This window comes from Glutamicibacter sp. NPDC087583 (assembly GCF_044743685.1).
GTDB lineage: Bacteria > Actinomycetota > Actinomycetes > Actinomycetales > Micrococcaceae > Glutamicibacter.
The window spans coordinates 199701-217920 of the sequence record NZ_JBIUWY010000004.1 but is presented as its reverse complement, the minus strand read 5'-3'; the positions used below and the strand labels follow the sequence as shown (position 1 = coordinate 217920).

Annotated in this window: 16 protein-coding genes; 7 read left to right on the top strand and 9 right to left on the bottom strand. The window is 63.4% G+C overall.

Annotated features, from left to right (window positions below):
- The first annotated feature begins 64 nt into the window (after positions 1–64).
- Positions 65–217 carry a hypothetical protein gene (locus ACIOU9_RS12505; protein WP_166650735.1) on the top strand — a complete coding sequence of 51 codons (153 nt, stop codon included), beginning with the start codon at positions 65–67 and terminating at the stop codon, positions 215–217.
- 99 nt (positions 218–316) lie between these two features.
- On the opposite strand, the gene ACIOU9_RS12500 is transcribed toward ACIOU9_RS12505, so the two are convergent.
- Both ACIOU9_RS12500 and ACIOU9_RS12495 read right to left on the bottom strand, forming a co-directional pair.
- A complete protein-coding gene (locus tag ACIOU9_RS12500; protein ID WP_105656503.1) occupies positions 317–2101 on the bottom strand; it encodes a plasmid pRiA4b ORF-3 family protein in 1785 nt (594 codons plus the stop codon).
- Between the two features lie 32 nt (positions 2102–2133).
- Positions 2134–2316 (bottom strand): hypothetical protein, encoded by a 183-nt coding sequence (locus ACIOU9_RS12495; protein ID WP_388024788.1) that lies wholly within the window; start codon positions 2314–2316, stop codon positions 2134–2136.
- Here ACIOU9_RS12495 and ACIOU9_RS12490 point away from each other — a divergent pair.
- Positions 2315–3013 (top strand): maleylpyruvate isomerase family mycothiol-dependent enzyme, encoded by a 699-nt coding sequence (locus tag ACIOU9_RS12490; protein ID WP_105656504.1) that lies wholly within the window; start codon positions 2315–2317, stop codon positions 3011–3013. The genes ACIOU9_RS12495 and ACIOU9_RS12490 overlap by 2 nt on opposite strands.
- Before the next feature lie 93 nt (positions 3014–3106).
- Entirely contained in the window at positions 3107–4162 is a 1056-nt protein-coding gene (locus tag ACIOU9_RS12485; protein WP_133833868.1) for a GTP-binding protein, read from the top strand.
- Between the two features lie 459 nt (positions 4163–4621).
- Here the strand turns inward: ACIOU9_RS12485 and ACIOU9_RS12480 are convergent, their stop codons facing one another.
- The 4 genes from ACIOU9_RS12480 to ACIOU9_RS12465 all read right to left on the bottom strand — a co-directional run bounded on the left by ACIOU9_RS12480 (position 4622) and on the right by ACIOU9_RS12465 (position 9815).
- Complete coding sequence (locus ACIOU9_RS12480) at positions 4622–5458, bottom strand: bifunctional allantoicase/(S)-ureidoglycine aminohydrolase (protein WP_105656506.1); 837 nt, start codon at positions 5456–5458, stop codon at positions 4622–4624.
- A 10-nt stretch (positions 5459–5468) separates the two neighbouring features.
- Positions 5469–6722, bottom strand: coding sequence for a DUF6986 family protein (locus tag ACIOU9_RS12475; RefSeq protein ID WP_105656507.1), 1254 nt, complete (start codon positions 6720–6722; stop codon positions 5469–5471).
- Positions 6719–8350, bottom strand: a complete 1632-nt coding sequence (gene aceB / locus ACIOU9_RS12470; RefSeq protein WP_402697093.1) for a malate synthase A — start codon at positions 8348–8350, stop codon at positions 6719–6721. Before aceB ends, ACIOU9_RS12475 begins: the two co-directional genes overlap by 4 nt.
- 79 nt (positions 8351–8429) lie before the next feature.
- Positions 8430–9815 (bottom strand): NAD-dependent malic enzyme, encoded by a 1386-nt coding sequence (locus ACIOU9_RS12465; protein WP_332486400.1) that lies wholly within the window; start codon positions 9813–9815, stop codon positions 8430–8432.
- A gap of 216 nt (positions 9816–10031) precedes the next feature.
- Between ACIOU9_RS12465 and ACIOU9_RS12460 the strand changes: the two genes are divergently transcribed.
- Positions 10032–10805, top strand: coding sequence for an IclR family transcriptional regulator (locus tag ACIOU9_RS12460; protein ID WP_402697091.1), 774 nt, complete (start codon positions 10032–10034; stop codon positions 10803–10805).
- A gap of 127 nt (positions 10806–10932) precedes the next feature.
- On the opposite strand, the gene ACIOU9_RS12455 is transcribed toward ACIOU9_RS12460, so the two are convergent.
- Complete coding sequence (locus tag ACIOU9_RS12455) at positions 10933–12786, bottom strand: ABC transporter ATP-binding protein (RefSeq protein WP_133833865.1); 1854 nt, start codon at positions 12784–12786, stop codon at positions 10933–10935.
- Between the two features lie 444 nt (positions 12787–13230).
- Here ACIOU9_RS12455 and ACIOU9_RS12450 point away from each other — a divergent pair, with 444 nt between their 5' ends.
- A complete protein-coding gene (locus tag ACIOU9_RS12450; protein WP_105656512.1) occupies positions 13231–14748 on the top strand; it encodes a cation:dicarboxylate symporter family transporter in 1518 nt (505 codons plus the stop codon).
- A 136-nt stretch (positions 14749–14884) separates the two neighbouring features.
- Here ACIOU9_RS12450 and ACIOU9_RS12445 read toward each other — a convergent pair whose 3' ends face one another.
- Positions 14885–15661, bottom strand: a complete 777-nt coding sequence (locus ACIOU9_RS12445; protein WP_105656513.1) for an SDR family NAD(P)-dependent oxidoreductase — start codon at positions 15659–15661, stop codon at positions 14885–14887.
- An 83-nt stretch (positions 15662–15744) separates the two neighbouring features.
- On the opposite strand from ACIOU9_RS12445, the gene ACIOU9_RS12440 reads away from it, so the two are divergent.
- Positions 15745–16332 (top strand): TetR family transcriptional regulator, encoded by a 588-nt coding sequence (locus ACIOU9_RS12440; RefSeq protein WP_105656514.1) that lies wholly within the window; start codon positions 15745–15747, stop codon positions 16330–16332.
- A 13-nt stretch (positions 16333–16345) separates the two neighbouring features.
- On the opposite strand, the gene ACIOU9_RS12435 is transcribed toward ACIOU9_RS12440, so the two are convergent.
- Entirely contained in the window at positions 16346–16942 is a 597-nt protein-coding gene (locus tag ACIOU9_RS12435) for a TetR family transcriptional regulator (protein WP_402697089.1), read from the bottom strand.
- A gap of 193 nt (positions 16943–17135) precedes the next feature.
- Here ACIOU9_RS12435 and ACIOU9_RS12430 point away from each other — a divergent pair, with 193 nt between their 5' ends.
- Positions 17136–18164, top strand: coding sequence for an aldo/keto reductase (locus ACIOU9_RS12430; RefSeq protein WP_332486390.1), 1029 nt, complete (start codon positions 17136–17138; stop codon positions 18162–18164).
- The last annotated feature ends 56 nt before the right edge of the window (positions 18165–18220 follow it).

Genomic DNA, 18220 nt, shown 5'->3' with positions numbered 1-18220 from the left:
GCAGCTTCTGATGCCCAGCGGTTCTTGCTAGGTTGGCATTCCAAGCAACGAGAGGGATGGATTTATGAGCGAGAACAACCCTGAAGCCCGACTGCACAAGGCAGAGGCCGAAGAGCCCGATACCATTTCCGACCCTGCTTTGAATGATGAAGTTGGCCAGGACTGGACCGATGAAGGCGGAGCGACGCCGCATGGAGCCGCGCTAGACGACGACTAGGCCAGAGGGCCAACCAGCCGAAAACCAAAAATGCCCGTGGGTTGCCAAGTTTGAAAGTTTGGCAACCCACGGGCATTTTCACTGGCTTGAATCAGCCGCCTAGAACTCGAACTCCAGGTGGGCATTGACTTCGTCCTTGTTGAAATACGCCGGATCGATCTCGTATTCCTCTTCGTAACCGAAGTTCGAAAGCCAGTCTTGCACTTCCTCGTACTCCGGGTCCGTCGGATCATCGAGAATATCCAGCTTGGCTTCCCAGCCACCGATCCCGCCGCTGTCCTCCATCGGAGCCATGCGCCGGCCGCCGGTGCATCGCGGCAGCTGGCCGCCATCGGCATCCAGGATCTTCTCGACGTCGATGCGCACTTCCCAGTTGTCCCCGAAGTCGTACAGGTAATCCAGGCGGTCTTTTTCCTTCTGCAGCAACGAGGAAACCAGGGTTTCCGCTTCGTTCTTCTGGTAGTCCATGTCGTCAATCTCTGGACCATATGAAGTGCCGCCGAAGCCACCCTCGTAGAAGCTGTGCAGGTGCCCGTCGTACCAGTCGAAGCTCGCTTGGATGATGTCGTGCAGGTCGCCAAGGTTCAGGTCCATGGGCACCAGCACGCGACGCCAGATCGGCGGCTTGGCGTCCTTGAGGGTCAGCTTCAGCTGCAGCACCTTGCCGGTATACGGTGTTTCGCGCTTCAGGCGTTTCGGCTCGTCATCGTCCGGCCCGAACATCGCGTCGAGATCAGTGTCGTCGAATTCATCCTCATCGAGCAGGTCCTGTTCAACGTCGGTAATCGCCAGGCGGACGATAGTGGGCACCGAGTACGCTTCGCCATCTTCGATAAGGCCAAGTACGCGCAGTTCATGCATGCGCACATGCGCGGTTTCCCATACCTTTGGCGACCATTGATCATCTCGCGGGTCAGCCACGCGATGCGGGTTGCCTTCGATCCCCTCGACGATCCAGAACGCTGCCAGCCCCCAGGCTTCAAGGCTGGCGTCATCGCCGCCTTCCGGCTTTTCCAGCAACGAGTCCAGGCAGGCCTGGATGAAGTAGAAGTTCGGCTCGAAGGAGTCGGCGTCTTCATGCTGCATGATGTCTTCGTACGTCACGCCGCGCTCCGGCTTGCCCTGTTCGGGCAGCTTGATGGCGCTGACCGATTCCAGTGCCGAGAGCACGACCGCAACCATCAGGCCCCTGCGCGATTCGTGGACTTCCGGAGGCAGCTGGTCGGCGAGCGCTATTGCGGCCGTTTCCAAGAATTCAGACGCCGGCAAGCTGGCCCACAGATTCTTGCCCTCGGTGAGGGTCCAAGCCAAGAAGGCACGGCCCAGCTTGCTGATCCGCATGGCGGCGATTTCAGCCAGGGCCGCTTGAGAGGCCTCGTCAGATGCCATGATCTCGTCAATTTCATCGTTTTCATCGATGCCGTCATCACCGGCGAATGGATCCTGGGCTTCCAGCGACTTCCGGAACCACTCCAGGCTTTCGGCCTCGCGCTCCCACAGACCGGCATCGCGCAAGAACTCGACGTAATCCGCCCAGGCCATATAGATCATGGTTCCCAGCCCATTATCGGCGGCATCGGGATTCTCGGCCTCTTCGAATTCAATCATCGAGCTGAGCACTGCCAGCAGTTTGGGCGGATCAAAATCGGTAACCTTGTCCAGGCCGACGACTTCGGCGTAGATGCCCAGGGTTTCGCGCACTGCGGCAAGGACCATCAGGGCCAGTTCTGGGTCATCGCGGTTCTCGGAGAACCAGCGTACGAACTGCGGCGTGAGCGCGTCCAGGCCGCGCCCCACCTTCACCCGGTCCAGGGAGACGACGCCCTCTTGCAGGCGTGCCGGATGCCCCTGCTTGGGCTTCTGCTTCTTCTTTTTCTTCGCCATCGGACTGCTTTCCTGGTCGTTTGCTTCTCCCCCTAGGCTACGTGGCTGCTGGTTCCTGAAGAAGCATGCCTGGCACGTGTTCTGCTGGACAGCTTCCTGCCGTCGCAGCCAGGCACCGCCAGGGCCCGCACGGCGCGGATATGAATCGAGTCGCTTTCGATATCTATGGCGTAACCCGTACTGCTGGAGCGCCCGCGTTGGTAGGGTGACTTCATGATCAATACTGCTCGTTTGCACTCGGACCTGTCACGACTCAACCGCGAAACCGCGATGATGTCGGCCACGATCGAAACCCTGTCCACCGAAGAAATGGCCGCCGCCTCGCTGTGCGAAGGCTGGAGCCGGGCGCAGGTCATTGCGCACTTGGCCTCCAACGGCCGGAGCCTGGTCAAGCTCATCGACTGGGCCACCAGCGGAGAACCGCAGGAGCTCTACGCCTCGCGCGAGGCCCGCGACGCGGAGATCGACGAGCTGGCGGCCCTGCCGCGCGAGGAACTGGTCAAGAAGTTCCAGGACGCCGCCGCATACTTCGCCGAGCAGTGCGAACGGCTCAGCGGCGAACTGGCCGTGGAAGAGGTGGACCTTCACGGCAAGATCATTCCGGCGACCTCCATCGTGGCCCTGCGCATCTCAGAGGTGGTCATCCACCACCATGATCTGGATACCGCGTGGACCATCGAGGAAGCCGATCCGGATTCCCAGGAGAACGCCGTCGAGGCCGCCGTGCGGACTATGCGCGTGAAGAACGCTCCGGGCATGACGCTGGTGACCGAAGAGGGCGACGAATGGGTCATCGGCGATGGCGCGCTGAAGGTGCGCTCGGACCGCGAAGGCTTGATCGAATGGCTGGCCCGCGGCCAGGCCCGGCATATCGAGGCCGATGGCCCGATTCCGGTTTTGCCTTCCTGGTAACCATCTTCTGGCAGGCGTGTCAGCACGCGGCAACGGTTGGCCCTGCAAGGAGAATGGATTCGGCCCGCTTGTCGAAGTGAAAAGGAGCCGGCATTGATCCCTGTCATCGTGCTCACCGGATATCTGGGTGCAGGCAAGACCAGCCTGCTCAACCGCTTGCTGACCCGCCCGGGTACCCGCGTCGGGGTCATCATCAACGACATCGGCAAGGTCAACGTGGATACCGGGCTGATCACCGGCCAGATCGATGCGGCCGAATCCATTGCCGGCGGCTGCGTTTGCTGCCTGTCCGATAGCAGCGGCCTGGACGAGCTGCTGGAGAAGCTGGGCCAGCCGAAGCTGCGCCTGGATGCCATCATCGTGGAGGCCAGCGGCGCGGCCGACCCGCTGAACGTGGATCGGCTGCTGCGTTTCGGCAAGGCCCACGGGGTACGCTTCGGCGGCATCATCGACGTGATCGACGCGGTGGAGCATGAGCACACCGTGGATACCGCGGCGATGGCCCCGGCCCGCTTCAGCGCCACCAGCATGGCGGTGGTCAACAAGCTGGACCGCATTGCCCCGGAACACCGCGACGCGGTCCTGGCCAGGATCAGCGGACGGATCCGCGAAATCAACCCGCACGTTGCCATCATCCCGGCGTCGCACGCCGCCATAGACCCCGAGCTGGTCTTCGACATCGCCCTGAACGAAGACCCGATCGACGAGTTGCCGTTGGCGGCTGCCTCCCGCCCGCACCACGACCACGAGCATGCTTCGCACGCCAACGCGGTGACGGTGCGCTGCCCCGAGGCCGCGGATCCGGGTGCCATCTTGGACCTGCTGGAGCACCCGCCTGCTGCGGCCTACCGGCTCAAGGGGCATGTGAAGCTGCGCACCGATCGCGGCGCGCAGCGCTTCCTGGTCAACATGGTCGGGCGGCAGATCCATTTCGCGAAAGCAGCGGCCCACAGCGATCCGGCCAATGACGCGCTGGTCGCCGTGGGAATGAACTTGGACGAGGAAGCGGTTGGCGCGGCATTAGCGGCCGCCTTGGAACCAGCACGACTTGATCCTTCGCCGGGAAATCTCACCCGTTTGGAACGGCGGTTGATTTTGAGCAGCGATGCAGCAGATGCTCCGGCCAAGGTTGACGCTGAAGAGTTCTAGCTGCTGCGGCACTGATGCCTGCGAGTTGGCAACGAGGGCATCCGCTGCCCCGTCTCGACCTGCAACATCGAGCCGCGTTCGCATCCAGTTCGCGCCCGGTGCATAGGGGCACGTCCCAAACAGGCCAAGCCTTCGGAAATAACTCAAGTGCTGCCCGCGACTCCAGTGATGAGTCCCAATTCCAACCCGTCCAACGTTGGACGATTCCGTGCTCCCCGCGATTGCCGGGATGACGCCCGGTATTGCCGATGGTTTCGATGAGCGGTTCCAAGTGATCCTTGGATCTTCACGAAACAGCCCCGGGTCGCCAAAACCGAAGGCCGCATCCCGCGCGACCCTGCCGTCAGCCCACCATGTCCGAGCAAAAGAAACATCACTGGAACATGAAATGGACACGGTGCGCCGATGGCCGGCGGGTCAGCGCGGGGTGCGGCCCCGGCAGTCTCTGGAAATGAACGCTTACAACGCGATCTGGCGGTTCTGGTCCTTGTAGAGCAGGTACCGGAAGTTCTCCGGGCCGCCGGCGTAGCAAGCCTGCGGGCAGAAGGCGCGCAGTGACATGTAGTCCCCGGCTTCGACCTCGACCCAGTCGCCATTCATCCGGTACACGCCCTTGCCTTCAAGCACGTACAGGCCATGCTCCATGACGTGGGTTTCGGCGAACGGGATGGATGCGCCCGGTTCGAAGGTCACGATATTCACGCCGAAGTCGAAGGCCACGTCGTTGGGATCGAGCATGCGGGTGGTGCGCCACTTGCCATCGGTGCCCGGCATCGGGCCAGGTTCGATGTCGCGCTCATTGCCCACCACGGGAGCCGGTGCGGCGACGCCTTCAAGCACTTCGTAGCGCTTGCGCAGCCAGTGGAAGCTGGTGGTCTCGGTGCCGTCATTGCGGGCGGACCACGTAGCGCCGGCTGGCAGGTAGGCGAAGCCGCCGTCCACCAGCACATGTTCGGTGCCCTCGATGAGAAGGGTCAGCTGCCCGGTGAGCACGAAGATGAATCCCTGCACCTGGGCCTGCGGCTCCGGCTTGGTGGCGCCGCCGCCCGGGGCAACTTCCACGATGGCTTGGGAGAAGGTGGTGGCCCCGCCGGCGACCGGGCGGTTGAGCACCCAGGCACGGGTGTTGGTCCACTCGGGGAAGACGCTGGTGACGATGTCGCGCAGCACGCCCTTGGGGATCACGGTATAGGCCTCGGTGACGATGGCCCGGTCGGTGAGCAGATCGCTCTGCGGCGGGTGGCCGCCGAAGTCCGAGTAGTACGACGAGGAGTTCTGGATGGCTGGAACAGTCATGGTGTTGTCCTTAGGCGTGGGAGCGGTTCAAGGCGATCGCCTCGAGTTCGGGCAGGGTGATCTGGGCTAGTTCGGTGACCTCGTCGGCGCTGACCGCACCGCAGGCCACCCCGCGGTGGATGTAGCGGGCCAGGGCCCGTGCGGTGGCCGGCTCGTCCATGATGGCCGAGTTGATCTGGTGGACGTAGTTGCGCAACCGGGTTCCGGCTGCCTGCAGGCCTTCGCGGAAGAAGGCGAAGGTGGCCAGGTAACGGGTGACCAGCTGATTCTCGTGCATGTCCCAGCCCTGGTAGATGCCGCGGGACAGGTGGCGGGAGACCAGGCGGGCGTGCAGTTCCCAGGCGGCCGCAATGTTCTCCGGGTCGCCGGCCGGGATGATGTTGGTGGAGCCGTCGGACAGTTCCACCCCGGTGCCGGCTACGGCCACCTGCATGACGTCCTTGGCGAAGTCCGCTACCGGGTGCTCCATGGACTGGTATCCGGCGGCCACGCCCAGCGACGCGGAGTAGTCGTAGGTTCCGTAGTGCAGCGAGGATACCCGGCCCTTGCCCGAGGCGATCAGCTGGGCCACCGGATGGGTTCCGTTGGCGGCCAGGATGACCTGCGGGGTTTCCACCTGCACTTCGAAGCGGATGCGTCCGGCTTCCAGCCCGTGGGCTTCTTCCAGCTTCTCGGCCAGGTAGACCATGGACTCGACCTGGGCCACGGTGGTCACCTTGGGCAGGGTCAGGCGCAGGCCCTCGGGCAGCGGACCGTTGGCCAGAAGCCGGGTGATGAACAGGTCCAGGGTGCGGATCCCGCGGGCCCGGGTGGGTGCTTCGAAGCATTTGAAGCGGATGCCGATGCAGGCCGGGGCTTTGCCGGCGGCCACCGCGGCGGATACCGAGTCGGCCGCGGCAAGCACTGCGGCGTCCTCCTCCGCATCCGTGCGGTTGCCGTAGCCGTCCTCGAAATCGAGGCGCAGATCTTCGATGGGTTCGCTTGCCAGCTTCGCGCCAACCAGTTCCGCCAAGCGCTCTGGTTCGGCCAGCTTGAGCTTGGCCGCCAAGGCGGATAGGCCAATCAGTCCTCCGGCAGTGGCTACTGCATTGTGGCCCCAACGTTCTGGGAGGTCCACGGTGTACTTGTCCCCGGGGACGTACACGGTATGGATCGGCTGGCGGGCTCCGGTATCCCCCGGGTAGGAGGTTTCCAGCAGCCGGTCGGTGGCTGCCAGCTTTGCTTCTACGCTGGCAAGCGTGGACTCATCGAAGGTGTTGCTCATGGCTTGGTCACGTATTCCTTTTCCAAGAGTTCGTAGGCTGGGGTGGTGAGGAAGTCCGCGAAATCCTCGTCCTTGCCGCTGGTCAGTTTCGCGATCAGTTCCGCTGCCGGCTGGTAGTAGGCGTTGAAGTGCTCTTCATTGTCGACCTCCGCGCGCAGGCGTTCAACCTCTTCGGCGAGAATGCCAGCAACCAGTTCGGCGGTGATGGTGTTGCCGGTGTCGGCGGCGACCACCTGGTTGCGGATCTGCTGCCAGATCTGCGAGCGCGAGATCTCCGCGGTGGCGGCGTCTTCCATCAGGTTGTGGATGGCGACCGCGCCGTTGCCCGAGAGCCACACGGCCACGTAGTTCACGGCCACGTAGAGGTTGGCGCGCACGCCGGCCTCGGTGACATCGCCAGGAGCGCTGGCCACGTCCAGCAGCTGGGCCGCGGTGACCTCGACCTCCGGGCGCTGGCGGTCGATCTGGTTCGGCTTCTCGCCGAGCTTCGCGTCGAAAATCTCCTTGCACAGCTCAACCAGGTCAGGGTGGGCGACCCAGGAGCCGTCGAATCCGTCGTTGGCCTCGCGGGACTTGTCCTCGCGGACCTTGTCGAAGGCGGCGGCGGTAACTTCTGGTTCGCGGCGGTTCGGGATGAACGCCGCCATGCCGCCCATGGCGAAAGCCCCGCGCTTGTGGCAGGTCTTGACCAGCAGCTCGGTGTAGGCGCGCATCATCGGCGCGGTCATCGATACGGCCGAGCGGTCGGGCATGATGAACGCTTCGCCGGCTTCGCGGAAGGTCTTGATGATGGAGAACAGGTAGTCCCAGCGGCCCGCGTTCAGGCCAGAGGCGTGCTCGCGCAGCTCGTAGAGGAATTCCTCCATCTGGAAGGCGGCCGGGATGGTCTCGATGAGCATGGTGGCGCGCACGGTTCCGTGGGCGATGCCCAGCTCGGCCTGGGCGAAGGTGAAGACCTCGTTCCACAGGCGCGATTCCAGGTAGTGCTCCATCTTCGGCAGGTAGTAGAACGGGCCCTGTCCCGATTCGGCGAGCACCTTGGCATTGTGGAAGAAGTGCAGGCCGAAGTCGACCAGTGCACCGACCGCCGGATTGCCGTCGATGAGCACATTGTTCTCCGGCAGGTGCCAGCCGCGGGGGCGGACCACCACGACCGCGCGCGGGGCGTCGGTGCGCAGCGCGTAGGACTTGCCGGTTTTCGCATCGGTGAAGGCCAAGGTGCCCCGGGCGGCGGCCGAGAGATTGGAGATCGCATCGATGACATTGAACCAGCTCGGAGTGGAAGCATCTTCCAGGTCGGCCAGCCAGACCTTGGCGCCGGAGTTCAGCGCGTTGATGGCCATCTTGGCCGGGGAGGCCGGGCCGGTGATCTCCACGCGGCGGTCGCGCAGCGCCTCTGGGGCTTCGGCGACCTTCCAGTCGCCGGTGCGCACGGATTCGGTCTGCGGATCGAAGTCGATGGACTTGGCATCGGAGAACTGCTGGCGGCGCACGCCGCGTGCGGCCAGCAGCTGATCGCGGGTGCCAGCGAACTTCTGGTGCAGCTTCTCGATGAAGGCCAGCGCTTCGCCCGAGAGGATCTGCTGGGCATCGGCGGCGTCGGGGATGCTGGTGATTTCAATACTCATGGGTTGTTCCTTAACTTCTTGTGCTCTGTTCCAATGAAGGGTGCGTTGACATGCACCCTAAGGTCTTGCTGCGCAGCGCCTACTTGGCGGCGGCTGCGTCCTGCACTGCCATGGCCACATCGGAGGCGACCTGTGGGTCGAATACCGACGGGATGATGAATCCGGGGTTCAGCTCTGATTCGCTGACCCGCGCGGCAATGGCGTCCGCGGCGGCCAGGAGCATGGCGTCGGTGATCTCGGTGACGCCTGCATCCAGCAGCCCGCGGAAGAAACCTGGGAATGCCAGGACGTTGTTGATCTGGTTGGGGAAGTCGCTGCGCCCGGTGGCGACCACCGCCGCGTGGCGACCGGCCAGTTCCGGGTCCACCTCGGGATCCGGGTTGGCCATGGCGAAGACGATGGCGCGCTCGTTCATGGCGGCGATATCGGCTTCGTCCAGCACGTTCGGGGCCGAGACGCCGATGAAGACGTCCGCGCCGGCGATGGCTTCCTTCAGGGTGCCGGTGAAGTTCTGCGGATTGGTGTTTTCCGCCAGCCAGGTGCGGTGCGCATCGGCGTAGGCTTCGTTGCGGGTGATCGCGCCATTGCGTCCGCAGGCGATGATGTTCTGCGCGCCGCGGGCCATGAGCAGCTGGATGATCGCGTTGCCGGCCGCGCCGACCCCGGAGACCACGATGCGCAGGTCCTCGATCTTCTTGTCCACGACCTTCACCGCGTTGAGCAGCGCGGCCAGGGTGACAATTGCGGTGCCGTGCTGGTCGTCGTGGAAGACCGGGATGTCCAGTTCTTCGCGCAGCCGGGCCTCGATTTCGAAGCAGCGCGGGGCGGCGATGTCTTCGAGGTTCACCCCGCCGTAGACCGGTGCCAGCGCCTTGACGATCATGATGATCTCCTCGGTGTCCTGGGTGTCCAGGCAGACCGGCCAGGCATCGACATCGGCGAACTGCTTGAACAGCGCCGCCTTGCCTTCCATGACCGGCAGGGCTGCGGCCGGGCCGATATTGCCCAGCCCCAGCACGGCCGAGCCGTCGGTGACCACGGCGATGGTGTTGCGCTTGACCGTCAGGTTGCGCGCATCGGCAGGGTTCTCGGCGATGGCCATGCAGACGCGGGCGACACCCGGGGTGTAGGCGCGGGAGAGGTCATCGCGGTTGCGCAGGGCGACCTTGGGGGTCACCGAGAGCTTGCCGCCAAGGTGCATCAGGAAGGTGCGGTCCGAGACGTTGCGCACGCTTACGCCATCGAGGTTATCCAGCGCCGCGCGCACGGTCTCGCCGTGGGCCACGTCGGTGGTGTTGCAGGAAACGTCCACCACCATGTGGGTGTGGTTGGACTCGGTGACATCCAGGGCGGTGATGTGCGCGCCGGCCGAACCGACCGCGCCGGCCAGCTCGCTGGTAGCGGTAATCGACGCAGGTGTCTGGACGCGAAGCGTGAGTGAATATCCCGGGCTTGGTGCTGCCATCTGATCCTCCTGTAAAAGTTTCCGTATAGTGGATACTATTATCCTCAAAATGAAAATGCAAGAGTGTTTTGTGGCGCCCGGCACGATTTTTTGCCGAGTTAATATCGGATCGTGGAAGAAAAGCCTGATTCTGCGCTATTCTTGGGACTAGGATTTCGCATCGTAGAAGTAATGCGTAGCCCTCTTCCGAAACCAGTGCCTTTATTAGGAGCAAAGATGACGCAGACTTCCAGCAAGTCCACCACCGGCGGCGTCCAGTCCGTCGAACGTGCTTTCGAGCTCCTGGAAGTCATCGCCCGTGCCGGCGGAGAAGCCGCGCTCAGCGAGCTTGCCGCCGATACTCCCCTGCCATTGCCGACCATCCACCGCCTGCTGCGCACCCTGGTCGGAGTGGGCTACGTGCGCCAGCTGCCCAACCGCCGCTATTCACTGGGCCCGCGGCTGATCCGGCTGGGCGAGGTAGCCAACCGCCAGCTGGGCGCCTTGGCCTCCCCTGCGCTGAAGGATCTGGTCGCGAAGCTGGGCGAATCGGCGAATATCGCGGTGCTCGACGGAGACATGGTCACCTACATCGCCCAGGTGCAGTCAGCCCACTCGATGCGCATGATCACCGAAGTCGGACGCCGCGCCATGCTGCACAATTCCGGGGTCGGCAAGGCCGTGCTCTCGGTGCTGGATGACGAGCGCGTGCAGCGTTTGGTCTCGCAGGCGGGCATGCCCCCGAAGACCGCGAACACCATCACCACCCTGGGCAAGCTGTTCACCGATGTCGAGGCCACCCGCGAACGCGGCTACGCCATCGACGAGGAAGAGCAGGAACTAGGGGTTCGCTGCATCGCCGTGCCAGTACCGGGCGCGCCAACGCCGATGGCCATCTCGGTTTCCGGGCCGGTGACCCGCGTTGACGAGGCCTTCATCGTCAGCGCGGTGCCGGTATTGCAGGAGGCGGCCCGCGAGCTGGGACGCCAGCTGGTGGCCGCGGCGGACTAGCCGCGCTTGGCGATTCCGGCACGCAAGCAAAGATGCCCGCCTGGGCAGTCGATGGCATCGACCGCCCAGGCGGGCATCTCAGTTCGCGCTGGTGCCGGAACACCTATGGAGCCGGCGAACAGGCGTGCTACTGCGCGAACTGGGTTTCGTGCAGCTCGCTATAGCGTCCGCCGAAGGCCAGCAGCTCGCTGTGGGTTCCGCGCTCGACGATGCGCCCGCCCTCCACGACCAGGATCTGGTCCGCCGAGCGGATGGTCGACAGGCGGTGGGCAATGATCAGCGCCGTGCGGTCTGCCAGCGCCTCGCCCAGCGCCGCCTGCACCGCCGCTTCATTCGACGAGTCCAGGGCCGCCGTCGCCTCATCCAGGATGACTACCTGGGGTGCTGCCAGCAGCAGACGGGCAATGGTCATGCGCTGGCGTTCGCCACCGGAAAGCCGGTAGCCCCGCTCGCCCACCACGGTATCCAGGCCATCGGGCAAGGAAGCGATCACCGGCTTCAGCCGGGCACGCTCCAGCGCCTCCCAGATCTGCTTTTCGGTCGCTTCGGGCCGGGCCAGCGTCAGGTTGGAGCGGATGCTCTCGTGGAAGAGGTGCCCGTCCTGGGTCACCATGGACACCGTCGAACGCAGCGAATCGAGCTCAAGCTGGCGGATATCCTCGCCGGCCAGTTCAACACTGCCCGAATCCACGTCGTACAGGCGCGCCAGCAGCGAGGCGATGGTGGACTTGCCCGCACCCGAGGAGCCGACCAGCGCGTAGGTTTGGCCCGCGGGGATCTCGAAGTCGATATCGTGCAGGACCTCTTCGCCGCCGCGGGTGTCCAGGATGGCGACTTCTTCCAGCGAAGCCAGCGAGACCTTGTCGGCGCTCGGGTAGGAGAAGCTCACGTGGTTGAATCTCACCGGCACCGCCCCGGCCTCGAGGCGGCGGGCGTTCGGGGCATCGGCAATCAGCGGCTCCAAGTCCAGCACCTCGAAGACCCGGTCGAAGCTGACCAGCGCGCTGGTGATTTCCACGCGCGCGTTGGCCAGTGCGGTCAGCGGCGTGTAGAGGCGGGTGAGCAGCATGCCCAGGACCACCACGTCGCCGGCGGCCAGATCGCCACGTACCGCGTACATGCCGCCCAGACCGTAGACCAGGGCGAGTGCCAGGGCCGCAACCAGGGTCAGTGCGGCGACGAAGTAGAACTGGCGCATGGCCATCTTGACGCCGATATCCCGCACCTTGCCGGCACGCAGCGCGAACTGCTCGGACTCGTCCTTGGGACGGCCGAAAAGCTTGATCAAGGTGGCGCCGGGGGCGGAGAAGCGCTCGGTCATCTGGTTGCCCATGGTCGCGTTCAGGTCCGCGGATTCACGGCGCAGCAGGGCCACGGACCTGCCGAAATGGCGGGCGGGCAAGAGGAAAATCGGCAGCAGCACCAGAGCGATCAGCGTGACCTGCCACGAGGTGGTGAACATGACCGCAGCGGTGAGCACCAGCGCCACGGTATTGGAGACCAGCCCGGAAAGGGTTCCGGCGAAGGCGGATTGCGCGCCGATGACATCGTTGTTCAAGCGGCTGACCAGCGCACCGGTCCTGGTGCGCGAGAAGAATGCCACCGGCATCTTCTGCACATGGTCGAAGACTGCGGTGCGCAGGTCATAGATGATGCCCTCGCCCAAGCGCGAGGAGAACCAGCGGACCACTACGGACACCACCGCATCCAGGATCGCGATCCCCGCCATGACCAGAGCCAAGTTGATGATCGTCCGCACCCCGGATTGCGCGACGACTTCGTCGACCACCCGTCCAGCGAGCACCGGGGTGATCACGGCCAGGACTGCGGCGAAGATGGAGAAGACGACGAAGACCAGCAGCCGGGACTTGTAGCTGGCTGCGAACTTCAGCACTCGCTTAGGCGTGGTTGGAGCGTAGGCCTTGCCCTTGTCTCCTGACAGCTTCCATAGCGAATGCCAGGCGGCGCTTTCCATGCTCATAAGTGAGTGCTCTCAATCCTGCTGGAAGTAATCGGTGGGTTCCACCTTTGTCCATGATCCCAGTAAGCCATCCGCGACTTCCAGGTAGGGTCAGCTTACGGCGGCCAGCCCGGGCGACACAGCCCGATTGCCCGACGCGCAATAACCGGGATCCCTGCATCAAGAACAGCGGTACCCCCGGGTTCATTCCTCGCCGGCCCCGCGCGGCACAGCACGAGCCCCCGATGGCGCGTGACACGCCCAACGCTGCCGCCATCGGCACAGCGGTACTCGGAGCCAGATAAATGCCTATCAAACACGGATTAATTCCATAATCCAGAAGGAATCCATTCCGCATAACGAAATTATCTTTTTTCATTGCGGAATATTGTGACGTGCCTTACAGTTGACACCATCCAAGCCACGGGCACATACCTCGGAGCGAGTCCATCCTCAGGAGCAGCCATGAAAATCAAATCCGCAGACGACTTCCGGGTCGCTGAGCCAACCCCCAAGAAACCTTTCTACACTTCCCTGTTCTTCCAGCTTGGCGTCGCAATCGTCGCCGGCGTCTTGATCGGCCACTTCCTGCCGAAGGTCGGATCCGAGTTGCGCCCGCTGGGCGACGGATTCATCATGCTGATCAAGATGATCATCGCCCCGCTGATCTTCCTGGTGATTGTCACCGGCATTGCGGCGGTGGGCGATGTCAAGGCAGTGGGACGCGTTGGCGTCAAGGCATTGGTCTACTTCACCTGCGCCACACTCTTCGCCCTGGTCTTCGGCCTGATCATTGCCAACCTCTTCCAGCCAGGCGCCGGGTTGAACATCGACCCGTCATCCCTCGACGCCGGGGCCATCGAAGAGAAATCCGGAGAGGCCAAGGGGGCCGCCGACTTCATCCTGGGAATCATCCCGGTCAGCGTCATCGGCGCCTTCGCGGATAATAACTTGCTGCAGGTGTTGTTCTTCTCGGTCTTCTTCGGCGCAGCCATCGTGGTGGTCGGCCAGGAACGCTGCGCACCACTGCTCGCGGTGTTCGAGAACGTCCTGGAGCTGATCTTCAAGGTCATGAGCTGGGTCATGCGGGTCGCACCCCTGGGTGCCTTCGGCGCCATGGGCTTCATCATCGGCCAATACGGCATCGAGACACTGGGCACCTATGCGAAATTAATTCTCGCCTGCTACGCCGCGGCCCTGCTGTTCATCGGCATCCTCTTCCTGATCGCCTGGGGATTTGCCCGGGTTCCGCTGTGGCAATTCATCAAGTACACCCGCGAGGAATTCCTGCTGGCCCTGGGCACCGCATCAACCGAGTCGGTGATGCCTCGCATCATGACCAAGCTGACCAACGCCGGATGCTCCCGCGCCACCACCGGCTTGGTGGTCCCGACCGGATATTCCTTCAACCTCGACGGTGCGGCCATCTACTTGTCCATCTCGCTGCTGTTCCTGGCCCAGGCGTTCGGCCACAATCTCAGCTTTGGCCAGCAGCTTGCCGCCCTGGGCATCCTGCTGCTGACTTCCAAGGGCATGGCCGGCGTCCCTGGATCCTCGTTCTTGGCCCTATCGGCGACGGCAGCCGCCCTGGGCATCTTCCCGGTGGCCGGCGTGGCCCTGTTGCTGGGCGCGGACCGCATCATGGATTCGATGCGCGTTGCCGTGAACCTGCTGGGCAACTGCGTGGCCACCTTCGTGGTCGCCAAATGGGAAGGGCAGTTCGACCGCGAGGCAATGAAGCGCGCCTTCGCCGGGGAAATCACCAATGAGGACTCGGCCCGCATGCTCGGACGCGATGAGGAATGGGAAGCCATGGAGGCCGAACGCGTAGCCAACGGCGGCCAGCCTTCACCGAAGTTCGGCGGTGGCCCCACCCCGGAGGCCCTGCTCAAGTTCGATATGAGCCCGGCAACCGAAGCCGAAGCAGCTGCGGCCACGCAAAAAAGCTACCCCGATGAGGAACGCGCAGAAGCGCGCAGCTGAGTCAGGCGGTTGCCGCACGGAAAACTGCGGGGACCTTGAGAGCTAATCGGCCGGGGTGCACTGGAGCTTTCCAGTGCACCCCGGCCGATGGCCGTTCCACCTGCTGGCAGGGAAACTCGTCTCCAGGCAGGCCTTGCTAGATGGCGCTCCAGCCGGTATCTGAAGCCAGGACCACGCCGTTGATGTTGGTGCTGTCCTCGCTGAGCAGGAAGGTGATCGAGGCGGCGAGCTGGCTTGCGGTAGCCATGCCCGGAATGATGCCCATCAGCGGAGGGATTACCTGCTGGGCAAATTCGGAGGCCATTGGAGCCTCGATATTGGTCTGCACCGCACCCGGAGCCACTGCGTTGAAACGCAGCCCCTTCTTGCCGTACATGACAGCCGAGTTCTTGGTCATGCCGATGACCGCGTGCTTCGAGGCCGTGTATGCGACGCCGGCGGCCGAGCCGCGCAGGCCAGCTTCCGAAGCCACATTGACCACGTTGCCCTGGCCGGCCTCGAGCATCAGCGGGACCACCGAACGGGTCAGCTTCAGAACGGAATTGACGTTCACATTCATGACCCGTTCCCAGGTCGAGTCCTCGATCTCGTGGATCGGCTCGAACTTGTCCATAATGCCGGCGACGTTGGCCAGCGCATCGATCCGCCCCTCGCCAGCTGCCACTACCTGGTCCACTACCGCTTGGTCGGTGATGTCGCCGGCCACAACGGCAACGTCCAGATCCGGGTTCTCGGCAACAAGCTCATCGAGCCGTTCGCGGCTGATGTCCGCGGCGATCACCTTGCCGCCTTCCTTGGCCACGCGCAGCGCGGTGGCCTTGCCGATGCCCGAACCGGCGCCAGTGACCACCACTGTCTTGCCGGCAAAACGTTCTGCGGTGACCTTTTCCTGCCATGCGTTTTCCATGCCCATAACCGTTCCTTCTGGTTGCCGATGAATTGGTAGTTTCATGTTATGACACACTGTGTCTTAACTCAATGGGCCATAATTGGGATATGCCTGACACCCGAGATTCCGTTGCCACGCACCTGCCTGGGCGCCCGCAGTCCATTGATCCCGACTCCGTGGCCCGCACCGCCCTGGCGCTCTTCGCCAAGCATGGCTATGGCGAAGTCTCGATGGCGCAAATTGCCGAAGAAGCGGGAATCGGACGCAAGAGCCTCTACCGCTATTTCGCTTCCAAGGCGGATTTGGTGTGGGGCGGCCTGCTGGAAGCTTCGGCCATTTCAGACGGCGCCTTCGCCTCGGCGAAGCAGGAGGGCCACGACCTGGTGGGTGCCATGCACGCTGCTGCGGTGGCAGCTTTCGATTCGCTGCCGGATCCGGAGGTCACGCGAGGACGCCTGCGGCTTATCGCTGACCAGCCCGAGCTCCTGGCCCAGGCCTCGATGCGGATGGGCAAGGACAACGAGCGGGTGCTGCGGCATTTCTCGGAAGGCGGGGTCAGCGCGCAGACGGCACCCTATCTGGCGCTGGCCTTCGGCACGGTGACTTTTGCAGCATGGATCAGCTGGGCGCAATCTGCTGACCCCAGCCCGGAACCGTACTTGGCCGAGGCGATCAAGGTGCTTCGCTTGCCGTAGCCTGTAGCGGTTGCTAGCGCTTCTCCGCCCAGTTGTCATCGATCATGGCCGCGAAGTCGAAGGCTTCATCGAGGATCTCGCGAAGTGTACTGCCCGCCGTCCCAACCCAACGGGTCAGTGCATGGTCGTAAAGGGCCAGACCCAGCAACGCGGCGGTTTCAGCCAGCCGCTGGTTCGCGCAGAACGGCGACAGCGCCTGGGCCAGCGCTACCTGCTGCTCTCGCCGGGATTCCTGCCAGCTGGACCGGAGCGCAGGGGTGCTCCTGACCAGCTCAATGCGGCCCTGCATCGCCACCGGATCCTGCTCAGCGAATACTACTGCCGATTCAAAGCTGCGGCGCAAAAGCTCCAACAAGCTCTCGCCCGGATGCGAAGACATGGAGCTGGCCATGTCGGAGAAGTGCGCGGTCATGGAACGCAACGCAGTAACTACCGCGTCCTCTTTTGACGAGAAGTACCGGAAGAACGTGGCACGGGATATTCCGATTGCCTGGGCTGCCTGCTGGGCGGTGACGTTCTCCATGCCGCGTTCGGCGAACACGGCATAAACCTGTTCCGCCAACTCGACTTTCATCTTTTCGCGCACTCGATCGCGAACCACGCTTCCCATGGCAAGAATTTTACTCTGAGATTCAAGGGCAGAAGTGAGACACAGTCTCTTTATGCTGGTCATTGCCACTTTAGCTACGGTGTGTCGTTTCGGCCGCAGTTCACGGAACTCAATAAATCACGGAACATGATGACCGCTGAATCCTGCTTCGCTAGGCTCAAGAAGAGAGAAACTGACTGCTCGAAGGACCACCATGGCACAGCAGATCGCAAACAGCATCGACCTCGGCCAGGGGTTGGAAGCCACCTCGCAGGGTTTTGGTTGCATGTCCCTGAGCGGGCCCTACGGATCGGCCGACGATGCCGAATCCCTGCGCACCTTGAACCATGTTCTTGATCGCGGCGTCACGTTCCTGGATACCGCCAACATCTACGGCGAAGGGCACAACGAAACCCTGCTCTCGCAGGTGCTCAAAACCCGTCGCGGCGAAGTCACCCTGGCAACCAAGGCGGGCATCGTGCGTCCGAAGAATCCGGGAGACCCACGCGCTAATGGCGACCCGGACTTCATCAAGAAATGCATGGATGCGAGCCTGCAGCGGCTGGGCGTAGACCACGTTGACCTGTACTACTACCACCGGGTGGATTCCCGGGTGCCAATCGAGGAGACTGTCGGAGCCTACAAGGAGCTAGTCGAAGCAGGGAAGGCCCGGCACATCGGCTTGTCCGAAGTGACTTCCGAGGAGCTGCGCCGAGCCCACAAGGTGCATCCAATTTCCGCGATCCAGATGGAGTACTCGATTTTCAGCCGGGACATCGAAAGATGGCTCTTGCCAGCCGCCAGTGAACTCGGCGTGGGCCTGGTGACCTACGCGTCGCTGGGTCGCGGGTACTTCACCGGGGAAGTTGATTCCCTGCAGCAGCTTGAAGCCAACGACATCCGCCATAACTTCCCGCGCTTCGAAGCGGCCCGCATGCAGCACAACCATCCATTGCGGCAAGTCATCGCGGAGGTGGCCCAGCGCGAAGGTGTTTCAACCGCCCAGGCGTCACTGGCGTGGGTTTATGAAAAAGCACGCGCATTCAACGTGGCCGTCTCCCCGATTCCGGGGACCCGCTTCAGCGCGCACTTCGAGGATAATCTGGGGGCGCTGGATGTCCGCTTATCCCTGGAATCAATGTCGCAGCTGGATGCCTTGGCTGCCCAGGTGGACGGTGAGCGCCAAAAGGACGTGATGTCGGTGTCCAAGGGCCGTGAAGAGGTGCAGATGGCCCGGATGTAGCTTCGCTGATCGCTACTGCGTAGAGTCGTGAAGGTAGCGCATAGCCAGCAGCTGGC